The organism is Elizabethkingia miricola (assembly GCF_001675285.1).
Lineage (GTDB): Bacteria > Bacteroidota > Bacteroidia > Flavobacteriales > Weeksellaceae > Elizabethkingia > Elizabethkingia miricola.
Window position 1 is genome coordinate 108844 of sequence record NZ_LSGQ01000007.1, and the last position, 19309, is coordinate 128152.

17 protein-coding genes are annotated in these 19309 nt (G+C 30.8%); all 17 read left to right on the forward strand.

Annotated features, from left to right (window positions below; translation table 11 throughout):
* The first annotated feature begins 9 nt into the window (after window positions 1–9).
* Window positions 10–897: a DUF72 domain-containing protein gene (locus ATE49_RS08730; RefSeq protein ID WP_065081857.1), complete on the forward strand. Its 888-nt coding sequence runs from the start codon at window positions 10–12 to the stop codon at window positions 895–897.
* 55 nt (window positions 898–952) lie between these two features.
* The gene (glyA, locus tag ATE49_RS08735; RefSeq protein WP_065081858.1) at window positions 953–2221 is read left to right on the forward strand and encodes a serine hydroxymethyltransferase; all 1269 of its coding nucleotides are present in this window, start codon (window positions 953–955) and stop codon (window positions 2219–2221) included.
* A 78-nt stretch (window positions 2222–2299) separates the two neighbouring features.
* The gene (locus tag ATE49_RS08740) at window positions 2300–2767 is read left to right on the forward strand and encodes a regulatory protein RecX (RefSeq protein ID WP_065081859.1); all 468 of its coding nucleotides are present in this window, start codon (window positions 2300–2302) and stop codon (window positions 2765–2767) included.
* A gap of 186 nt (window positions 2768–2953) precedes the next feature.
* On the forward strand, window positions 2954–4888 hold the full coding sequence (locus ATE49_RS08745) for a polysaccharide biosynthesis protein (RefSeq protein ID WP_065081860.1): 1935 nt from the start codon (window positions 2954–2956) through the stop codon (window positions 4886–4888).
* A gap of 44 nt (window positions 4889–4932) precedes the next feature.
* Entirely contained in the window at window positions 4933–5730 is a 798-nt protein-coding gene (locus ATE49_RS08750; RefSeq protein ID WP_065081861.1) for a polysaccharide biosynthesis/export family protein, read from the forward strand.
* A 12-nt stretch (window positions 5731–5742) separates the two neighbouring features.
* A complete protein-coding gene (locus tag ATE49_RS08755; RefSeq protein WP_065081862.1) occupies window positions 5743–8124 on the forward strand; it encodes a GumC family protein in 2382 nt (793 codons plus the stop codon).
* A gap of 80 nt (window positions 8125–8204) precedes the next feature.
* Complete coding sequence (locus tag ATE49_RS08760) at window positions 8205–9239, forward strand: polysaccharide biosynthesis protein (protein WP_065081863.1); 1035 nt, start codon at window positions 8205–8207, stop codon at window positions 9237–9239.
* 11 nt (window positions 9240–9250) lie between these two features.
* A complete protein-coding gene (locus tag ATE49_RS08765) occupies window positions 9251–9664 on the forward strand; it encodes a WxcM-like domain-containing protein (protein WP_065081864.1) in 414 nt (137 codons plus the stop codon).
* A complete protein-coding gene (locus ATE49_RS08770) occupies window positions 9661–10779 on the forward strand; it encodes a polysaccharide biosynthesis C-terminal domain-containing protein (protein ID WP_065081865.1) in 1119 nt (372 codons plus the stop codon). Before ATE49_RS08765 ends, ATE49_RS08770 begins: the two co-directional genes overlap by 4 nt.
* Window positions 10780–10794: 15 nt before the next feature.
* On the forward strand, window positions 10795–11934 hold the full coding sequence (wecB, locus tag ATE49_RS08775; protein ID WP_065081866.1) for a non-hydrolyzing UDP-N-acetylglucosamine 2-epimerase: 1140 nt from the start codon (window positions 10795–10797) through the stop codon (window positions 11932–11934).
* A gap of 4 nt (window positions 11935–11938) precedes the next feature.
* Window positions 11939–13141: a glycosyltransferase gene (locus ATE49_RS08780; protein ID WP_065081867.1), complete on the forward strand. Its 1203-nt coding sequence runs from the start codon at window positions 11939–11941 to the stop codon at window positions 13139–13141.
* The gene (locus tag ATE49_RS08785; RefSeq protein WP_065081868.1) at window positions 13138–14262 is read left to right on the forward strand and encodes an EpsG family protein; all 1125 of its coding nucleotides are present in this window, start codon (window positions 13138–13140) and stop codon (window positions 14260–14262) included. Before ATE49_RS08780 ends, ATE49_RS08785 begins: the two co-directional genes overlap by 4 nt.
* A gap of 1 nt (window position 14263) precedes the next feature.
* Window positions 14264–15388: a glycosyltransferase gene (locus tag ATE49_RS08790; protein WP_065081869.1), complete on the forward strand. Its 1125-nt coding sequence runs from the start codon at window positions 14264–14266 to the stop codon at window positions 15386–15388.
* Entirely contained in the window at window positions 15385–15918 is a 534-nt protein-coding gene (locus ATE49_RS08795) for an acyltransferase (protein ID WP_081278445.1), read from the forward strand. The genes ATE49_RS08790 and ATE49_RS08795 overlap by 4 nt, the downstream gene beginning before the upstream one ends.
* 2 nt (window positions 15919–15920) lie before the next feature.
* Window positions 15921–16877 carry a hemolysin activation protein gene (locus ATE49_RS08800; RefSeq protein WP_065081871.1) on the forward strand — a complete coding sequence of 319 codons (957 nt, stop codon included), beginning with the start codon at window positions 15921–15923 and terminating at the stop codon, window positions 16875–16877.
* Entirely contained in the window at window positions 16874–17806 is a 933-nt protein-coding gene (locus ATE49_RS08805; RefSeq protein WP_065081872.1) for an acyltransferase family protein, read from the forward strand. The genes ATE49_RS08800 and ATE49_RS08805 overlap by 4 nt, the downstream gene beginning before the upstream one ends.
* Entirely contained in the window at window positions 17803–19308 is a 1506-nt protein-coding gene (locus ATE49_RS08810; RefSeq protein ID WP_065081873.1) for a lipopolysaccharide biosynthesis protein, read from the forward strand. Before ATE49_RS08805 ends, ATE49_RS08810 begins: the two co-directional genes overlap by 4 nt.
* Window position 19309 lies beyond the last annotated feature (1 nt).

The following is a 19309-nucleotide window of genomic DNA, read 5'->3' on the forward strand; positions in this document are numbered from 1 at the left end:
ATCAAAAAAATGAAATTCGGGCAGGTAGAAGATCCTTCTTTAATAGATTTTAGCATTCCAAAAGATCATATCAGTACTTCCATGGTATTAGAGAGAAACAAAGAAGGTCTTAAGGATATTTTTGTGGGATGCGCAAAATGGAATAAAACAGATCTTAAAGGATTTTATCCTAAAGGGACAAAAGATGAACTGACTTATTATGCTACTCAGTTCAATTCTATAGAAATGAATGCTACTTTTTACGGAATGCCTACTCCGGATCAGGTCACGGTTTGGAAAAATAAGACTCCGGATTTATTTAAATTTTTCCCGAAAATAACCAATACGGTTTCTCACTTCAGGCGACTGAATGATGTAACAGAAGTTGTTACACAATTCGCTTCAGCTATCATGAATTTTGAAGAAAAACTGGGAATGGTATTTCTGCAGTTACATGACAATTTTAAACCCAAAGACTTTGATCGTCTAAAGAAATTTATAAAAGATTGGCCTGTTGAGGTTCCTTTGGCAATAGAGTTGCGAAATACAGAATGGTTCACAGACGAAAATGTTTTCAATGAAACCTGCGAATTATTTGAACAGCATAATATCACAAATATTATTGTTGACACAGCTGGACGCAGAGATATGATGCATATGAGGTTAACAACTCCGACTGCTTTTGTTCGTTATGTTGGTGCTAATGCAGAAAGTGATTATACCCGTCTTGATGAATGGGTGCAAAAGATTGTAAAATGGAAAGAAGAAGGTTTACGCAATTTATATTTCTTTATTCATCAGAATATAGAAAAAGCATCTCCTCTTTTGTCGGCGCATTTTATAGATAACCTAAATAAGGCCATTGGATCTGAGCTGTTAATCCCCAAAATGGCAGATTCACAACCGACTTTATTTTAATGAAAATAATCAGTAATTTTGAAATATTAAAACTTAAAATACCTAAAATTAAATTATGAGTGATATCATTTTTGACCTGATAGAAAAAGAAAGAGAGAGACAAAGCCATGGATTGGAGCTTATTGCTTCTGAAAATTTTGTTTCGGATAATGTAATGAGAGCAATGGGAAGTGTCTTAACAAATAAATATGCAGAAGGCTATCCCGGAAAAAGATATTACGGTGGTTGTGAAGTAGTAGATGAGGTTGAAACTTTGGCAATTGATAGAGCGAAAGAACTTTTTGGTGTAGAATATGTGAATGTTCAGCCTCATTCTGGCTCACAAGCGAATGCGGCAATTTATCTGGCGGTTCTGAAGCCTGGTGATAAGATTATGGGAATGGATCTATCCATGGGGGGACACTTAACTCATGGTTCTTCAGTAAACTTTTCAGGAATACAGTATGAAGTTGTTTCTTATGGCGTAGAAAAAGAAACAGGTCTTATTGATTACAACCAGATGAGAGAAGTTGCCCTTAGAGAAAGACCAAAAATGATGATTGCTGGTTTCTCGGCTTACTCAAGAGATTTAGATTATGTGAAATTCAGAGAAATCGCAGATGAAATCGGAGCTACACTGTGGGCTGATATTGCTCACCCTGCTGGTTTAGTTGCAAAAGGTTTATTGAATAATCCATTTGAACATTGTCATGTTGTAACCACGACTACTCATAAAACACTAAGAGGTCCAAGAGGGGGTATGATTATGATGGGGAAAGATTTTGAAAATACTTATGGACATAAGACTCCAAAAGGTGAGGTTAAAATGATGAGCCAGGTTCTGGACGGAGCTGTATTTCCGGGAATCCAAGGGGGGCCACTAGAGCATGTTATTGCAGGTAAAGCTGTTGCTTTTGGAGAAGCTCTTGATCATAAATTTGAAGTGTATGCAAAGCAGGTAAAAGCAAATGCGCAGGCTCTGGCAAAAGCTATGATAGATAATGGCTTTGATATTGTAAGTGGAGGTACGGATAATCATTTAATGCTAATTGATCTTCGTAATAAAAATGTTAATGGTAAAGAAACTGAAAAAGCTTTAGTAAAGGCTGATATTACCTGTAACAAAAACATGGTTCCTTTTGATGATAAGTCACCATTTACTACTTCCGGAATCCGTTTGGGAACCGCTGCTATTACGACAAGAGGATTAAAAGAAAATGATATGGAAACTATTGCAGGATTGATTTCAGAGGTTGTAGATAACATCAAGAACGATGAGGTGTTAAATGCTGTAAAAGTAAAAGTAAATAAATTAATGGAAGGAAAAGCTTTATTTAATTATTAATAAAGCTTAATATATCTGTCTAATAATAAAAGAATAGCTTTGCGGGCTGTTCTTTTATTTTTATTGATAAATTAAAGAATGCATAACGAGCACAAGAACTTTACATTCCAGGAAATAAAACAGAAGCTGATAAATTATTGTGTTTATCAGGATAGATGTCATAAAGAAGTTGAAGAAAAAATGAAAGATTTTCTATTAATCCCGGAAGCTAAAGATGAAATATTATTATATCTGATAAATGAGAATTACCTTAATGAAGAACGCTTTACACGAAGTTATATACGAGGTAAATTTTATATAAAACATTGGGGAAGACAAAAAATCAAATTACAACTTAAAATGAAAGGTATTTCTGAAAGATTAATTCAGAATTGCATGGATGAAATTTATGAAGGCGACTATATAAAACAGATACAAATCTTCGCGGAAAAACTCTTACCGAGCTATAAAGGGCTTAATGATTTTCAAAAGAAAAATAAATTAATTCGCTTCTTGGTGACAAAAGGTTATGAGTATGAGTTGATTATAGAAAATATTACTGAATAAAAAAAAACACCAAATTATATGTATCTTTACACGCTAATAAACCAAAGTATTAGATACTTATAAAAAGAACACAAATTATCTTGAGAATAATGTTTTTTTGGCTTAAATATTGTTAATTTAAATTTTAAATGTCAGAAAATATATTTGATAATTTAGCGTTAAGACACACAAACACTAAACAAATTAATGAATAAAATAAAAAATGTACAACGTAGGATTTACTCTGGGAATAATTTAGTAAATCTTACGGATATACGCTATCTGCCAAGGTGGATTGTTCTCTTTATTGATGTTCTTATCCTCATCTTTTCACTTGCACTTTCCTTCTTTATTGTTGAGGCATTAAATGTTAAGCCATATCCTTCAATAAGTGTCTTTCAGAAATTCTTGATGGTTATCTCTGTGAATGTAATGTTTATGTATATGTTTAAAACATATTCAGGAATTATAAGGCATTCTACTTTCATGGATCTTTTTAAGCTATTTACAGCGAGCGTTTGTACAACAATAGTCGTAATTGTTATTAATTATAGTTATTTTACAATTACTGGAAGGCATTTAATTCTTATTCCGCTTTTAGGATTTTATTTTGCAACATCTTTTGCTTTTCTGTTTTTATTTAGACTAGTGGTTAAAGAGTCATTTCATATGCTAAGGGAGTATAAAAGAAGCTCTCTTAAAAAAAGAATATTAGTGTTGGGAATTGGAGAGGAATCTATTGCAATGGCTGGTGCTATTTTGGATAATCCTAGCCTGCCTTATTATGTAGAAGGTTTTTTAACACAACGCTATGATACAACTAATGCCAAAATATTAGGCAAGCCTATATATACCAAAGATAAGTTAGAATCATTATCTATAGAAGAGCTGGATGTTGAAGGGGTTCTTATTATTAAGGAAAATCTTACCCGTGATGAAATGAATATGTGGGTTAATCTATTTTTGGAAAAAGGATTATTGATTCTTAAGGCGCCATCTGTCCAAAAAATGAGAGAGAACGATTTGGGGACAAATATAAAAAGTCTACAAATTGAAGACCTCCTAAACAGAAAGCCTATAAAACTTGATAATGAAGAGGTGAAGAAGAGACATTTTAATAAAAGTGTATTAGTTACCGGAGGAGCAGGATCTATAGGAAGTGAAATTGTCCGTCAGGTTGCACAGTTTAATCCTTCTTTGATCGTTGTATTGGATCAGGCAGAAACACCATTGTATGAGATAGAGCTGGAGATGAAAGAAAAATTTCCACATGTTCAGTTTAGGTTTGTATTAGCAGATATTTCAAATAGACACAGACTTGAAAGATTATTCCAGAAGTATGAATTTTCTATGGTGTATCATGCTGCGGCCTATAAGCATGTGCCTCTTATTGAAGAAAATCCACATGAAGCTATCTTGGTAAATGTTTTAGGTTCTAAGAATTTAGCATGTCTGTCAAGTAAGTATAAAGTTAATCGTTTTGTAATGGTTTCTACTGATAAGGCGGTAAATCCTACAAATGTAATGGGAGCGTCTAAAAGAGCAGCAGAACTTTTTGTACAAGCATTACAGCATACGGAAGGAAATACAACAAAATTTATTACAACCCGTTTTGGTAACGTATTAGGGTCCAATGGATCTGTTATTCCACATTTTAAAAAACAGATTGAGAAAGGAGGCCCTATAACTATTACGCATCCTGAAATTGTACGTTACTTTATGACAATTCCTGAAGCTTGTGAGTTAGTACTTCAAGCAGGAACTATGGGACAAGGTGGAGAGATTTTTGTTTTTGATATGGGGGAACCGGTTAAAATTTTAGATCTTGCAAAACGAATGATTAAGCTTTCTGGTTTTGAACCAGATACAGATATTAAAATTGTATTTACAGGGTTAAGACCAGGTGAAAAACTATATGAAGAGCTACTTAGCGATAATACCAGAACTCTTCCTACACATAATGAGAAAATTATGGTTTCCAAAGATCCAAATATGAAGTATATAGAGATTGAAGCATTAGCTAATCAGGTTACTAAAGCTGCCGTGAGAAGGGATAAATTGGAAGTAGTGCGTCAACTGAAAATGATAGTGCCAGAGTTTAAAAGCAACAATTCTATGTTTGAGGTTCTGGATAAACAATAGACCAAAAATTGTATATTTGCAAATGTTCGATTTTAAAAACAAATATGAAGATTAGAAGTATTTTAATGCTGTTGTTAGTTACTTTAGCAATAGTTTCATGTCGCACTCGGAATGACATTAATTATTTACAAGATATAGATAAAATGGCAACTGAAACGGCTCTCAGAATGGAGAAAAATACACTGCAGTCTGGAGATCAGTTAGTTATTAATATTATGGCAAAAGATCTAGATGTCGTAAAACCATTTAATCAGAATTATTCTTCAGGTCAGACATTACAAAATCCACAAATATCCGGAAATGTAAACCCTTCTATACCTACCTCTTCGGGACCTACTTTTACAATAGATCAAAATGGGTTAATTGATTTTCCGGTCTTAGGTAAATTAGAAGCTAAAGGATTAACTTTAGAACAATTTAAACAAACATTATACAGTAAAGTTAGTCGCTATATTAAAGAGCCTACTATTAGTGTTAAACTTAATAATTTTAGGATTTCTGTAATGGGAGAGGTTAGTCGTCCCGGAGAATATGTTATTGCAGAAGGCCAAACAAACCTGATGAAGGCCTTAGCTTTAGCGGGGGATTTGACAATATACGGTAAAAGAAATGATGTTTTATTGGTGAGAACTGTAGATGATAAAATAGAAAAAGTTCGTATTGATTTAATGCGTTCAGATTTTATAAACTCACCATATTATAACCTGAAGCAAGGTGATGTGATATATGTATCTGCAAATAAGACAAGAGAAAAGACATCTCGATTAGATCCAAATATGCCAATATATATATCTGTTGCGGGAATTGTTGTAACCATTTTAGCTTTAGTTTTTAAGAAATAATTTTATCAAAGAATGAATATTACACCACAGGAAAATCAAAATATAAAGGAAGAGATTAATATCAATGAGATAATTAAACCTTATATACTTAAATGGCCCTGGTTTGTTATTTGTGCGATTCTAGCGTTATTCATTGCTTTTTTTGCATTGAAGTTTATGACGCCCGTTTATAAGATTCAATCAACAGTATTAATTAAAGATGCTAAGAATAGTAGTACCTCTGGAGGAGGAGATGCAAGTGTACTTCAAGATTTATCTGGTTTTGGTGGTATGAAAACCAATAGTGTTGATAATGAAATAGAAATTTTTAAATCTAAGAAATTAATGCGGGATGTTGTTAATCATCTCAATATACAAACAGATATTTATACAAAACTTGGATTAAGAAAGATAGAGCTTTACAAAGAAACATCTCCAATTGATGTAAGAATAGTTAATGAGAAAAAAAATGCAGCTTTTCCTAGCCAAGGACTTCACTTACAATTAAATAATGATAAAGTTATAATTTCTTCTGAGGGTTTAAATAAAACAATAACAGGTTCTTTAGGGAAAACCATAAGTTTACCCTTTGCAAATATTATTATTACAAAAAATAATAATTATGATATATCAACTGCAAAGAGTGTTGATAATATTAATGAATTGGAGGTTTATATTTCTCCTATAGAGGCAAAGGTAAATAACTTGCAGGGGTTATTACAGGTTGAACTTACTGGAAAAGAGACTACAGTAATAAGACTCTCAATGAATTATCCTCAAAAGCAAAAAGCAGAAGACATATTAAATGCCATGGTTATTGCATATAATAATGATGCTATACAGGATAAAAATTCTGAATCAACAAAGACCCTGGATTTTATAGAAGACAGAATTAAAAAATTATCTGGTGAACTAGGACAAGTTGAAAATGAAAAAGAAAACTTTAAATCTAGAAATCAACTTACTGATATTGAGACAGAAGCTAAAATTAGTCTCGAAAGCTCTGCTGCTGCTAGGGCTAAGCAATTAGAATTAGATGGTCAGTTGGAATTAACCAATGCACTAATTAATTATGTATCTCATCAAGGGCAATACCAAGTATTACCTTCTAATGTAGGACTAATGAATCCAGAAGCAATTGCAGGTATAGCAGCTTATAATCAATTAATACTACAGCGAAATCGTTTATTAGAATCTGCTACTCCAGAGAATCCTGTTGTCGTTGATATTACTAAACAGGTTAATAGTATGCGTTCTTCTGTTATGCAAAGTCTGCAACGTAATAAGAATGGATTAGAATTGGCAAGAAATGAATATCTAGGAGAACAAAATAAGGTTTCCGGTAAAATATCCAAGCTTCCGTCAATTGAAAAAATGTTTAGAAGTATTGAACGCCAACAACAAATCAAGGAAAATCTTTATCTACTATTATTACAGAAGCGAGAGGAAACAGCAATTTCAAGATCAATTACTGCTGATAAGGCAAGGATAATAGATAATGCCTATGCTTCAGACGCTCCGGTAGCTCCAAGAAAAATGGTCATTTTATTAGGTGCACTAGTAGCTGGTTTATTATTGCCATTTGGAGTGATTTATTTGTCGGATTTACTTAATAATAAAGTGAAATCTAAGCATGATTTAGAAAAATTATCTCATACACCAATATTAGGAGAAATACCAAGTGTAGAAAAAGGAGAACCAGATATCGTTCAAATGAACGACTTGTCTCCTATGGCAGAGGCATTCAGGATTTTAATAACGAATATGAATTTCATGTTGCCTAAAAAAAATACAGGTAAAGTAGTATACGTAACGTCCACAGTAAAGGGGGAAGGGAAAACATTCACCTCTGTTAACTTATCTTTGACACTGGCTACTCCAACTAAAAAGACAATTATTATTGGATCAGATATTCGAAATCCACAATTACAAAGATATAATACCGCAAGAAAGGGACTAAAAGGACTTACAGAATATTTATATACTGACCAGACCAAGCTAGAAGATATAATTCATGTATCCACATTCAACCCGTATTTAGACGTAATTTATTCAGGAATGATTCCTCCTAATCCTACAGAATTATTAACAAATAATCGATATGAGAATCTATTAGAAGAATTAAAAGAATTATATGATTATATTATTGTTGATACAGCACCTCTAATGCTTGTGACAGATACATTCTTAATTGCAGACCTGGCTGATGCTACTATATATGTTACACGATCTAAGTATACAGAAAAGACACTGATTGATTTTGCCAATAGTAATATTGATCAAAAGAAAATTAAAAATGTAGGCTTTGTATTAAATGATGTTGGTAAAAATTATTTTGGATATGGTAATAAATATGGCTATGGTTATAGTGCTAAAGAAAAAAGCTGGCTTGAAAAAATAAAAGACAGATTATAACAATTAGTTATTAAATTGATCATTTAAGTACAAGGCTATAGTGTACTAACTTATATAAAAAATAATAGATTACAGAAAAGATGTTAATAAAAGATAAAATTTTACTTATAACTGGGGGTACTGGTTCTTTTGGTACAGCAGTACTTAATCGTTTTTTAAAGACTGATCATTTTAAAGAAATACGTATTTTTTCCAGAGATGAGAAAAAGCAAGATGATATGCGTAATCTTTATAGAAATGATAAAATAAAGTATTATATAGGTGACGTAAGAGATTATAGCAGTGTTGAGCCTGCAACTCGCGGAGTAGATTATATTTTTCACGCTGCGGCTTTAAAACAGGTTCCATCATGTGAGTTTTTCCCAATGCAGGCGGTAAAAACTAATGTTGAAGGAACACAGAATGTAATACGTGCGGCGGCCATAAATAATGTTAAAAAAGTTATTTGTCTTTCAACTGATAAAGCTGCATATCCTATTAATGCAATGGGAATATCTAAGGCAATGATGGAGAAAGTTGCAGTAGCAGAAGCTCGTAATTTATCTGACACAGTTGTTTGCTTAACTCGTTATGGAAATGTAATGGCTTCACGAGGGTCAGTAATACCATTGTTTTTAAATCAAATCCAAAAAGGAGAGGCTATTACAATAACAGACCCAAATATGTCACGCTTCTTTATGTCTTTAGAAGATGCTGTTGATTTAGTACTATTTGCATTTGAAAATGGTAATCCTGGGGATCTATTCGTAAATAAAGCTCCTGCTGGCACAATTGGTAATTTGGCTCAGGCTTTAATTGAAATGACTGGTAAAGAAGTCCCCATTAAAGTTATTGGAACTCGACATGGAGAAAAACTTTATGAAACACTATGCACCCGTGAAGAGATGATGAAAGCTGAGGATATGGGCGATTTTTATAGAATACCTGCAGATAATCGGGATCTGAATTATGCGAAATATTTTTCTGAAGGAGAAGAAGATATTTCGAAAGTAGAAGATTACCACTCTCATAATACAGAGCAACAAGGAGTAGAAGGACTAAAAAAATTAATATCTACACTACCTTTAATCCGAAAAGAAATTTTTGGAGAAGATGTCATGCAATATCCATATTAATCATAACTGAAATGATTTATAAAGGTAGTAAACATATTGATGATAGGGGAATTATTACTTTTAATAATGAGTTCGACGCATCTCCTGTTAAAAGAATCTATACTATAGAGAATAATTCTATTGATTTTATTAGAGGATGGCAAGGGCATGCTATTGAGCAAAGATGGTTTTCTTGTATGAAAGGAAGTTTTGACATTGCTGTAATAAAGATTGATAATTTTGAAAACCCTTCAAAAGAATTGAATCCTGTTTATTTTAAACTAAATACAAAGTCACTGGACTATCTTCATATAGATGGTGGATATATTACTGCTATAAAAGCGCTTGAACCTGAAAGTAAATTATTAGTACTGGCTGATTATGCCCTGGGAGAAATTAATGATGAATATCGATTTCCCTTAGAAACTTTTAAAGTAGAATTATGAAAAAAATAGGAATAACAGGCCAAAATGGATTCGTTGGCAGTCATTTATATAATACATTGGGACTGTTTCCTGAAGAGTTTGAAAGGATTGAGTTTAGTCGGGAATATCTTGATGATGAAGAAAAACTGGATCAATTTGTTAGAAAATGTGACGTTATTGTCCATTTAGCAGCAATGAATAGGCATGAAAGTGAGGACGTTATATATGAAACAAATATTGCTTTAGCCCAAAATCTAGTTAATTCATTAAGACGAACAAATTCAAACGCACATGTATTGATTTCCTCATCTACACAAGAAGAAAGAGATAATCTATATGGTAAGTCTAAAAGAAAAGCTCGTGAAGCAATTGTTAAATGGGCAGATGAAAATAATGGAAAAATTACAGGTTTAATTATTCCTAATGTTTTTGGAGCTTTTGGAAAACCTTTTTATAATTCATTTATTGCAACTTTTTGTTATCAGTTAACACATGGCCAAATGCCTACTATAGCTAATGATGGTGAAGTGAGTTTAATATATGTTCAGGAATTGGTAAATAGTATCATCGAAGCTATTCGTAACGAGAAAAACGTACCTGAATTTTTTATTGAGCCTACTGCGATAAGAAAAGTATCTGATGTTCTGGAACTATTGAATGAATACAAAATAAAATATTTTGACAATGGAGAAATTCCTATCCTGAATAACTCTTTTGAACATAATTTATTTAATACTTATAGATCATATATCAACTATAAAGATCATTATCCGGTTAAATTTGTACAACATACAGATCCCCGTGGTGCTTTTGTAGAAGTGATTCGTTTAGGAATAGGAGGACAATGTTCTTTTTCTACTACAGTATCTGGAATTACAAGAGGGAATCATTACCATACCCGGAAAATTGAACGCTTTGCTGTAATTAAAGGGAAAGCTCTAATCCAACTACGAAAAATTGATTCAAATGAAGTTTTAGATTTTTATTTGGATGGTAATGAGCCAGCCTATGTTGATATGCCTATTTGGTATACACATAATATAAAAAATATAGGAGAAGAAGAACTTTATACTATTTTCTGGATAGATGAGCCATTTAATCCGGAAGATTCAGATACTTATTTTGAAACTGTATAACAGCTAAATGTAATAATGAAAAAACTTAAAGTAATGACGGTCGTAGGTACAAGACCGGAAATTATCAGATTATCAAGAGTATTATCAGCATTGGATGAATCTGATGCTGTTGAACATATTATAGTTCATACAGGGCAAAACTATGACTATGAATTGAACCAGATTTTTTTTGAAGATCTTGGCTTACGTAAACCAGATTATTTTTTGGAAGCTGCAGGTAAGACAGCAACTGAAACTGTTGGAAATATTTTAATTAAAATAGATCCTTTATTGGAAGAGCTAAAGCCAGATGCATTTTTGGTCTTAGGAGATACTAATTCTTGTTTATGTGCTATTCCCGCTAAAAAAAGACATATTCCTATTTTCCATATGGAAGCAGGTAACAGATGTTTTGATCAGCGTGTTCCGGAAGAAACCAATCGTAAGATTGTAGACCATACTGCAGATATCAATCTGACCTATTCGGATATAGCCAGGGAATATCTATTAAGAGAAGGGCTTCCTGCAGATAGAATCATCAAAACAGGTTCACCCATGTTTGAAGTATTAAGTCATTATTTACCGGAAATTAATGCTTCAAAAGTTTTAGAAAAATTAAATCTGGAAAAGGGAAAATTCTTTGTAGTTTCTTCTCATCGTGAAGAAAATATAAATTCTGAAAAAAATTTCCGAGGCCTAATGACTTCGTTAAACTCTATTGCAGAGAAATATCAATATCCGATTATTGTTTCAACTCATCCTCGTACAAAGAATATGATTGATAAAATGCAGATAGAGATGCGTCCTGAAATTCAATTTTTAAAACCTTTAGGTTTTCATGATTATAATGCACTGCAAATGCATGCATATGCTTGTCTTTCAGATTCCGGAACGATTTCTGAAGAATCATCGATATTAAACTTTAGAGCCTTAAACATACGTCAGGCACATGAACGCCCAGAAGCGATGGAAGAAGGAGCTGTTATGATGGTTGGGCTATCTCCGGAACGTATTATGCAGGGATTAGTACAAGTGTTACAGCAAAAAACAGGTGAAGATAGAAATTTTCGCCAGGTAGCAGATTATTCGATGCCAAATGTTTCTCAAAAAGTAGTGCGTATTATTATCTCTTATACTGATTATATTAAAAGAACTGTGTGGTCAGAGGAAATATAGGGAAATGAAAGTTTTGATGATTAATACCGTGTGTGGTTATGGAAGTACGGGAAGTATTTGCACGGATATTGCGAATGCATTGGAAAATGAAGGGAATGAATGTTTTATCGCCTATGGGCAGGGAACGACTTCATATAGGAATAGTTACAAAATTGGCACTGTATTAGAAAATCATCTACATAATCTAGGATCAAGAATATTTGGTAAACAAGGATACTTTACTAAAACCGGAACAAAAAAATTAATCAATTTTATTAAGGTATACAAACCAGATGTTATACATTTACATAACCTGCATGGAAATTATTTGAATCTTGATATTCTATTCGAATATCTTAAAGATTTTAGTGGCAAAGTATTTTGGACATTCCACGACTGTTGGCCTTTTACAGGAAAATGTGCTCACTATACTTCTGTAGGTTGTTATAAGTGGCAATCTCATTGTCAAAAATGCCCACAAATTAAAGAATACCCACCAAGCATTTTTTTTGATAAATCTTTTGAGATGTTTGAAGATAAATACAAAAGATTCTTATCTGTACCTGATCTGAAAATTATTACTGTCTCAGATTGGTTAAAACATCAGGTTGAAAAATCTTTTTTTAAGAAAAATAAAATTCGAAGAATTTATAATTGGGTAGACCATAATACATTTAGTCCCAAGTATGGTTCAGATATTGTTGAAAATTATCAAATTCAGTCCGGAAAATTTACTGTTTTATGCGTAAGCGCATCGTGGTCTATTGATAATAGTAAGTTACAAGATCTACTATCTCTTGCTAATTCTTTACAAGGAGAAGATATTCAGATAATTATGATTGGTGTTGTTATTGGCAATGTTAATATTCCGGATAATGTAATATCAATAAATTATATTGGGGATAAAGATTCATTGGCCCAATTATATAGTTTTTCTGATGTATATCTACACTTATCATCAGAAGATACTTTTGGTAAGGTTATAGCCGAGGCACTAAGTTGTGGGACACCCGCTATTGTATATAATTCTACAGCTTGCCCTGAAATTATAGATTCTAAAACAGGTATAGTAGTGGAAGATCGAAATATAGAGTCTATAAAAAAGAGTATTTTGAAAATTAAAAACAAAGAAGTAATTTTTACATCATTAGATTGCCGGGAAAGAGTATTAGAAAACTTTGATATTAATAAAAATATTAATAAAACAATTGATTGGTATAGAGAATGATTAATAATGTAATAATAATTATTATTTATGTTTTTATTGGGAGTGTTTTTTTTAGACTCCCAGATAGAAATACCTACAAAAGAAAAAAACAATATGTAGGTATTGTATCAATATTGCTTATATTGCAATCTGCACTTAGAAATTTGGCTGTAGGTGATGACACATATGGTTATTATACAGCGTTTATTGCAGCAAATAATAAATACACATATTCAGAAGTATTTTCTAATTTTCTCAATTATTATAATGGTTCTATTGGAAGTGATTTTGGATATATATTTATGGAAAAGTTTTTCTCAGATATATTGGGGGGCAATTTTAGAATTTTCCTTTTTCTAGTTGCTATTCTTTTTTTTATTAGTCTGGGGAAATTTATTTTAAATAATACAAGAAAATTATCAGATATAGTTGTTGCCTATACCATCTACAGTGCACTGTATTTCTCTTTTTACTCAATTACCGGAATTAGGCAAACAATAGCTATGGCTATTGTTATGTTTGCTATACCTTATATTAAATCAAAAAACATATTTAAATTTCTATTATTAGTATTTATTGCATTTACTATACATAAATCTGCTATAATTTTTATACTCTTTTATGCTGTAAATAGATTTAAAAGGCTAGGCAAATACTTGTTTTTGTTTGCACTTTTCCTATTTCCAATAGCTATGAGTTTTAAAGGGCAGATGTTAGCTGTATTTCAGGTAATAATAGGAAGTGATTCGTATAGTGAATATGAAGGGGCTGGAACATTAACATTCACATTACTATTTTTATTAGTCTCTATACTAACTTATTGGAAAAGAAATTTTTTTATTCAGAATAATATAAATTCATCATTCTTCTTTAGTGCATTAGCTTTGTGCTTGGTACTTCTTCCACTTTCATGGATTAATCCTAGTTTGATAAGGATTATTATGTACTTTTCAATTTATTTATTAGTGGTTATTCCTGAAATACTCAACAGCTTTTCGCCTATTTCAGTAAAATTATCTAAAGATTTAAAGATAGTATCTATTATTCTCTTGGTTATTTTATATATGAAATCGAATTCCGAGTTTCAATATGGTTATTTCTGGGATGATATGAGGCTGAATAAGCACTATTTTCAAAGGTAATATGAAAAAGGAAATAAAATATATAAGTTTTTATTATAACGACATGGAGGCCCGTGTGGGAGCTGTAGCCGCTATGTCTAAAATTAATTTTTTAATAGATATACTTTCCAATATTGGGTATTTTACAAAGCTTGTTTCACCATCATGGGCTATAAAAAGACAAAAGGAATTATATATTAGAGAAAAAATATATAATTATTCTAATTATGATATTGTTTTTTCACCCACTTTTTCTCCGAATAATAAATTCCTTGTATTCTTATCAATATTGACAAGTATATTTTGGTGCTTCTTTTATTGTTTGTTTAATATTTCCAAAGGAGAAAAAATTATATTATATCATACCCCATGGCTGGTGCTCCCGGTATTTATTGCAAAGAAAATTAAAAGATTTAAAGTAATATTAGAAGTAGAGGAAATCTATAGTGATGTTAAAAAAATGAATCCTCTTGTTAAGAAGCTCGAATACTATGCATTTAATAATGCTGACTATTTTATTTTGTCTAATGATCTTTTAGCTGCCAAAATTATCAATACAAAACCATATATTGTTTTTTATGGAAATTATCATGTATATGAAAAAATAATAGACCAATATACAGATGGTAAAATACATTTATTGTACGCGGGTATTATAGATTATGACAAAAGGGGAGCTTTTAATGCATTAGAAGCCGCAAAATATTTAAATGATCAGTATGTTCTTCATATTATCGGAAGTGGTAATATTGATGAGCTACAAAATGAGATTAGAAAACATAATAGCATTTCTGATTGCAAAGTTTTTTACGATGGATTAATGACCGGAACTGATTATATTAAATATGCTCAAAGGTGTCATATAGGTCTTAGTACACAAAAAATGGAAGGAAGTTATCTTGATACCTCTTTTCCAAGCAAAATTATTAATTATTTAGGATTAGGATTAAATGTTGTAAGTGGAGATATTAAATGTGTAAGAGAATCCAAAATAAATCATATGGTAAACTTTTACACTAAAGATGAACCCGAGCAAATAGCACAAACAATCATGCAAATGAAGTTTATACCATCAGATATAATTAGAAACGAATTGAGTGAGGTTCAAAGATTATTCATTAATGATATAGATAAATTAATATTATGATGTTATTATATAGAATATATAGCAAGCTGTTAATGCTTATTAGAAAATTTATTTTTCTTAATAAAATAAATTCTGATGAAAAAACGGTTAATATTTATGGCAAAGTATACATAAATGCAACAAATATAAAAATAGGAAAAAATGTTTCAATATATCCTAATGTTTATTTTTGGGGAGATGGAGAAATCATTATCGGAGATAATGTAGACATAGGCATTGGAACTGTAATTTTTTCAAAAAAACGAGTGTTTATAGGAAGTAATACTTCTATTGCAGCTTATTGTTATATTATAGATAGTAATCACTCAACAGGAAAAGATCGTCTCATTAGAGAACAACCATTGGATTTTGATGAAGAGGGTATTATAATAGAGGATGATGTATGGATTGCAGCTGGATGCAAAATATTAAAAGGAAGTAAAATAGAGAAAGGAGCTGTAATCGGAGCAATGAGCATGGTGAATAGTAAAATTGATTCTAATGGTATAGCTGTTGGAATTCCTGCTAAAATAAAGAAATATAGAGAATAATTATGGAAATAAAGAATTATAAAATAGATATACCGGTATTACTAATTTTTTTTTGTAGACCAGAGAAAACAAAACAGGTATTTGACGCAATAAAAGAAGCAAGACCATCTAAATTATATCTTTATCAGGATGGAGCCAGACCTAATAGACCGGATGATGTAGAGAATGTAAAAAAATGTAGAGAAGTTGTTGCAGATATAGATTGGGATTGCCAAGTTTTCTATAAATATCAAGAAGAAAATTTTGGTTGTGATCCATCTGAATTTATTTCCCAAAAATGGATGTTTGAAAATGAAGAATATGGTATTGTATTAGAAGATGATGACGTACCATCACAAAGTTTTTTCCCATTTTGCAAAGAGTTGTTAGAAAAATACAAAGATGATAAACGAATAGGAATTATCTGTGGTATGAATACCCTTGGAGAAACAAATTATAATGATGATTCTTATTTCTTTGCAAAATCAGGTTCAATTTGGGGATGGGCTACATGGAAGAGAAATGTAGATATATGGGACGAACATTATACTTGGTTAGATGATGAAAAGCTACTACAAAATCTTCAACGGAATTTGTCAAAAGGAGAGTATCAGCAATTGGTGAATACTTCTATGCAGCATCGAAATACAGGAAAAGCACACTATGAAACTATATTAGGATCTTCTGTTATTATAAATTCTATGATGAATATTATTCCTCATAAGAATATGATTTCTAATATTGGAATTGGGGAAAATAGTACACATGCAACAAATAATCTAAAGCTTTTGCCTAAAGCAATAAGAAAAATATTGTATATGAAGACTTTCGAACTTAATTTTCCATTAAGGCATCCTAAATATATTACTGAAATAGTACAATATAAAAAAGATGTAAATAGAATTCTGGCTATAGATTATCCTGTTAAAAGATTTATGAGAAGAATTGAAGGGATTATATATCGCATAATTAATAGATGAAAAATAATAATTTAGAAATAAGTAAGTTTTTTGCAATTGTATCCGTTGTTATAGCACATTACATTTCAGATGATTTTTCTATGTGGAGTCGATTGTTACAAAGAGTCGGAACTTTTGGGGTTCCGTGTTTCTTCTTTTTATCAGGATACTTTTATAATATTGAAAAATATGGATTTTTAATTTTTTTTAAAAATAAAATCAAAGGTATTTTAGTCCCTTGGGTTTTTACTGGTACAATTGTATACCTAGTAACTAAAAAACATTTTGATATAGCAGAATGGATTATGTGGATTGCAGGTATTGGAACATATCTATATTATCTGTCGGTATTAATATTTTTATTTCTATTATTTAGTATTAGTTTATTAAGAAATAAATACATTCTAATAGTACTCATTTTATTAAATATAGTTTCATTAGCAATAACATATCTTAACCACTATAATATCTATAGCTATTTGAATATATTTAATTGGATTGGTTTTTTTAGTCTGGGAATGCTTGCAAAAGGACATTTGTATAATGTTATTACTGCACTAAAAAAATATACATATATAATAATATTATTATCCATAGGAATTATCACCTACATTACACTGACAATAGAGAGTAATTATGCTGGATATTTTTCTAAATATGCATTTGGATTGGAAATCTTGGGAGGAGGGGTTTTATTATTAATATCTTCATATAAAGTATTTAATAATAAAATGATACTAATGGTTTCAAAATATTCATTTAGTATTTATTTGATTCACTTTTTATTTTTTCCAATAAAAAGAATAGTCCCCCATAATCTTTTATTTGAAATTTGTACGCCAATACTTTTAACTTTTCTTATAAGTATTTTGCTATATCTTGGGGAACTTGTTTTCTCTAAAATAAAGTATGGTGGAAATTTATATAATACCTTATTAGGAATAAGATGAGCTCACAAATAAAAAAAGGAGCTATAATATCATATGCAACAATATTTATAAATATTGTTATTGGTTTTTTATATACTCCTTGGATGATCCGTACAATAGGAAAATCTGATTATGGACTGTATATTTTGGCAACAAGTTTTCTTTCCTATTTTGTAATGGATTTTGGGCTGAGTCAGACGATAGCCAGATATTTAGCAAAATATAAGATCGAAAATAAAATAAATGAGATTAAAAATCTCTTAGGATTGGTAGGTAAGGTATATCTAATCCTTAATTTTTTAATCATTATTATTTTAATAATTGTATATTTTTTTTCTGATCAAATATTTGTTAAACTAACACAGGAAGAGATTGTAAAGTTTAAAAATATATATGTAATAGTAGGTTTTTACAGCTTACTTTCTTTTACTTTTTTACCCCTGGATAGTATATTTATTGCATATGAGAAGTTCTCTGTGCTTAAGAAACTAGACTTGCTTAACAAATTGGGAACAGTTGCTTTGATGATTGTTTTCCTCTTTTTAGGATATAAGTTGTATGCATTGGTACTTATAAATGCGTTAGTTACAATTATTGTTATATCAATAAAATTAATTATCTCTTATAATTGGTTGCAAATTAGAATTAACTTTTCATATAAAGATCGGCAACTCTTAAAAGAACTATTCAAATTTTCATTCTGGGTATCGGTTATCGGAATTGCTCAGAGACTTTTAGTGAACATATCTCCAACTGTTTTGGGAATGGTATCAGGAACCGAACAAATTGCGATTTTCTCCATTGGAGTTGTTATTGAAGGTTATATATGGACGTTGGCACATGCACTGAACGGATTGTTTTTACCAGAAATTTCCAGATTAGAAAAGAAAGATGATAATAAAACTGAAATTACTAATTTGATGATAAAAGTTGGACGTATACAACTTTTAATTATGGGTCTTTTCTTTATTGGTCTAATTGTATTAGGAAAAGATTTTATTTTATTATGGATGGGAAATGGTTTTTCTGCGTCTTATTATGTTATATTATTTTTAATACTGCCAAGTATTATAACAATTACTCAGGAAGTAGCATATACTTATCTGTTTGTAATTAATGAACTAAAATATAGAGCAATATTATTTTTAACTGCTTCTATAATAAGTTTTATTATTTCATACTACCTAAGCTCTTTGTATGGAGCTATAGGCAGTGCCATCGGAATTTTCGTAGGAGTCATGTTGTGCCATGTAATAGGGATGAATTATATTTATTGGAAAAAAATAAAATTAGATATACCAAGGTTTTATAAAGAAGTATTTGGTAGGCAGTTGTTTTTATGGATAATAATTTTGCTTATTGGTTTTTTTATAAATAAAAACATTAGATTCGAAAACTTATGGTTATCTTTTATTTTCAAGGGAGTTTTCTTATCCATATTATTTATTTTAGGACAATGGTTTTATGGAATGAAAGGTGAGGAAAAAAATATGATCAAAAAATTATTTAAAGGGCGTTTATAGC

Bases quoted from the DNA above. Each gene is read 5' to 3' on its own strand.
- ATE49_RS08730 (WP_065081857.1), top strand. From the start codon at position 10: ATGAAATTCGGGCAGGTAGAAGATCCTTCTTTAATAGATTTTAGCATT.
- glyA (WP_065081858.1), top strand. From the start codon at position 953: ATGAGTGATATCATTTTTGACCTGATAGAAAAAGAAAGAGAGAGACAA.
- ATE49_RS08740 (WP_065081859.1), top strand. From the start codon at position 2,300: ATGCATAACGAGCACAAGAACTTTACATTCCAGGAAATAAAACAGAAG.
- ATE49_RS08745 (WP_065081860.1), top strand. From the start codon at position 2,954: ATGAATAAAATAAAAAATGTACAACGTAGGATTTACTCTGGGAATAAT.
- ATE49_RS08750 (WP_065081861.1), top strand. From the start codon at position 4,933: ATGAAGATTAGAAGTATTTTAATGCTGTTGTTAGTTACTTTAGCAATA.
- ATE49_RS08755 (WP_065081862.1), top strand. From the start codon at position 5,743: ATGAATATTACACCACAGGAAAATCAAAATATAAAGGAAGAGATTAAT.
- ATE49_RS08760 (WP_065081863.1), top strand. From the start codon at position 8,205: ATGTTAATAAAAGATAAAATTTTACTTATAACTGGGGGTACTGGTTCT.
- ATE49_RS08765 (WP_065081864.1), top strand. From the start codon at position 9,251: ATGATTTATAAAGGTAGTAAACATATTGATGATAGGGGAATTATTACT.
- ATE49_RS08770 (WP_065081865.1), top strand. From the start codon at position 9,661: ATGAAAAAAATAGGAATAACAGGCCAAAATGGATTCGTTGGCAGTCAT.
- wecB (WP_065081866.1), top strand. From the start codon at position 10,795: ATGAAAAAACTTAAAGTAATGACGGTCGTAGGTACAAGACCGGAAATT.
- ATE49_RS08780 (WP_065081867.1), top strand. From the start codon at position 11,939: ATGAAAGTTTTGATGATTAATACCGTGTGTGGTTATGGAAGTACGGGA.
- ATE49_RS08785 (WP_065081868.1), top strand. From the start codon at position 13,138: ATGATTAATAATGTAATAATAATTATTATTTATGTTTTTATTGGGAGT.
- ATE49_RS08790 (WP_065081869.1), top strand. From the start codon at position 14,264: ATGAAAAAGGAAATAAAATATATAAGTTTTTATTATAACGACATGGAG.
- ATE49_RS08795 (WP_081278445.1), top strand. From the start codon at position 15,385: ATGATGTTATTATATAGAATATATAGCAAGCTGTTAATGCTTATTAGA.
- ATE49_RS08800 (WP_065081871.1), top strand. From the start codon at position 15,921: ATGGAAATAAAGAATTATAAAATAGATATACCGGTATTACTAATTTTT.
- ATE49_RS08805 (WP_065081872.1), top strand. From the start codon at position 16,874: ATGAAAAATAATAATTTAGAAATAAGTAAGTTTTTTGCAATTGTATCC.
- ATE49_RS08810 (WP_065081873.1), top strand. From the start codon at position 17,803: ATGAGCTCACAAATAAAAAAAGGAGCTATAATATCATATGCAACAATA.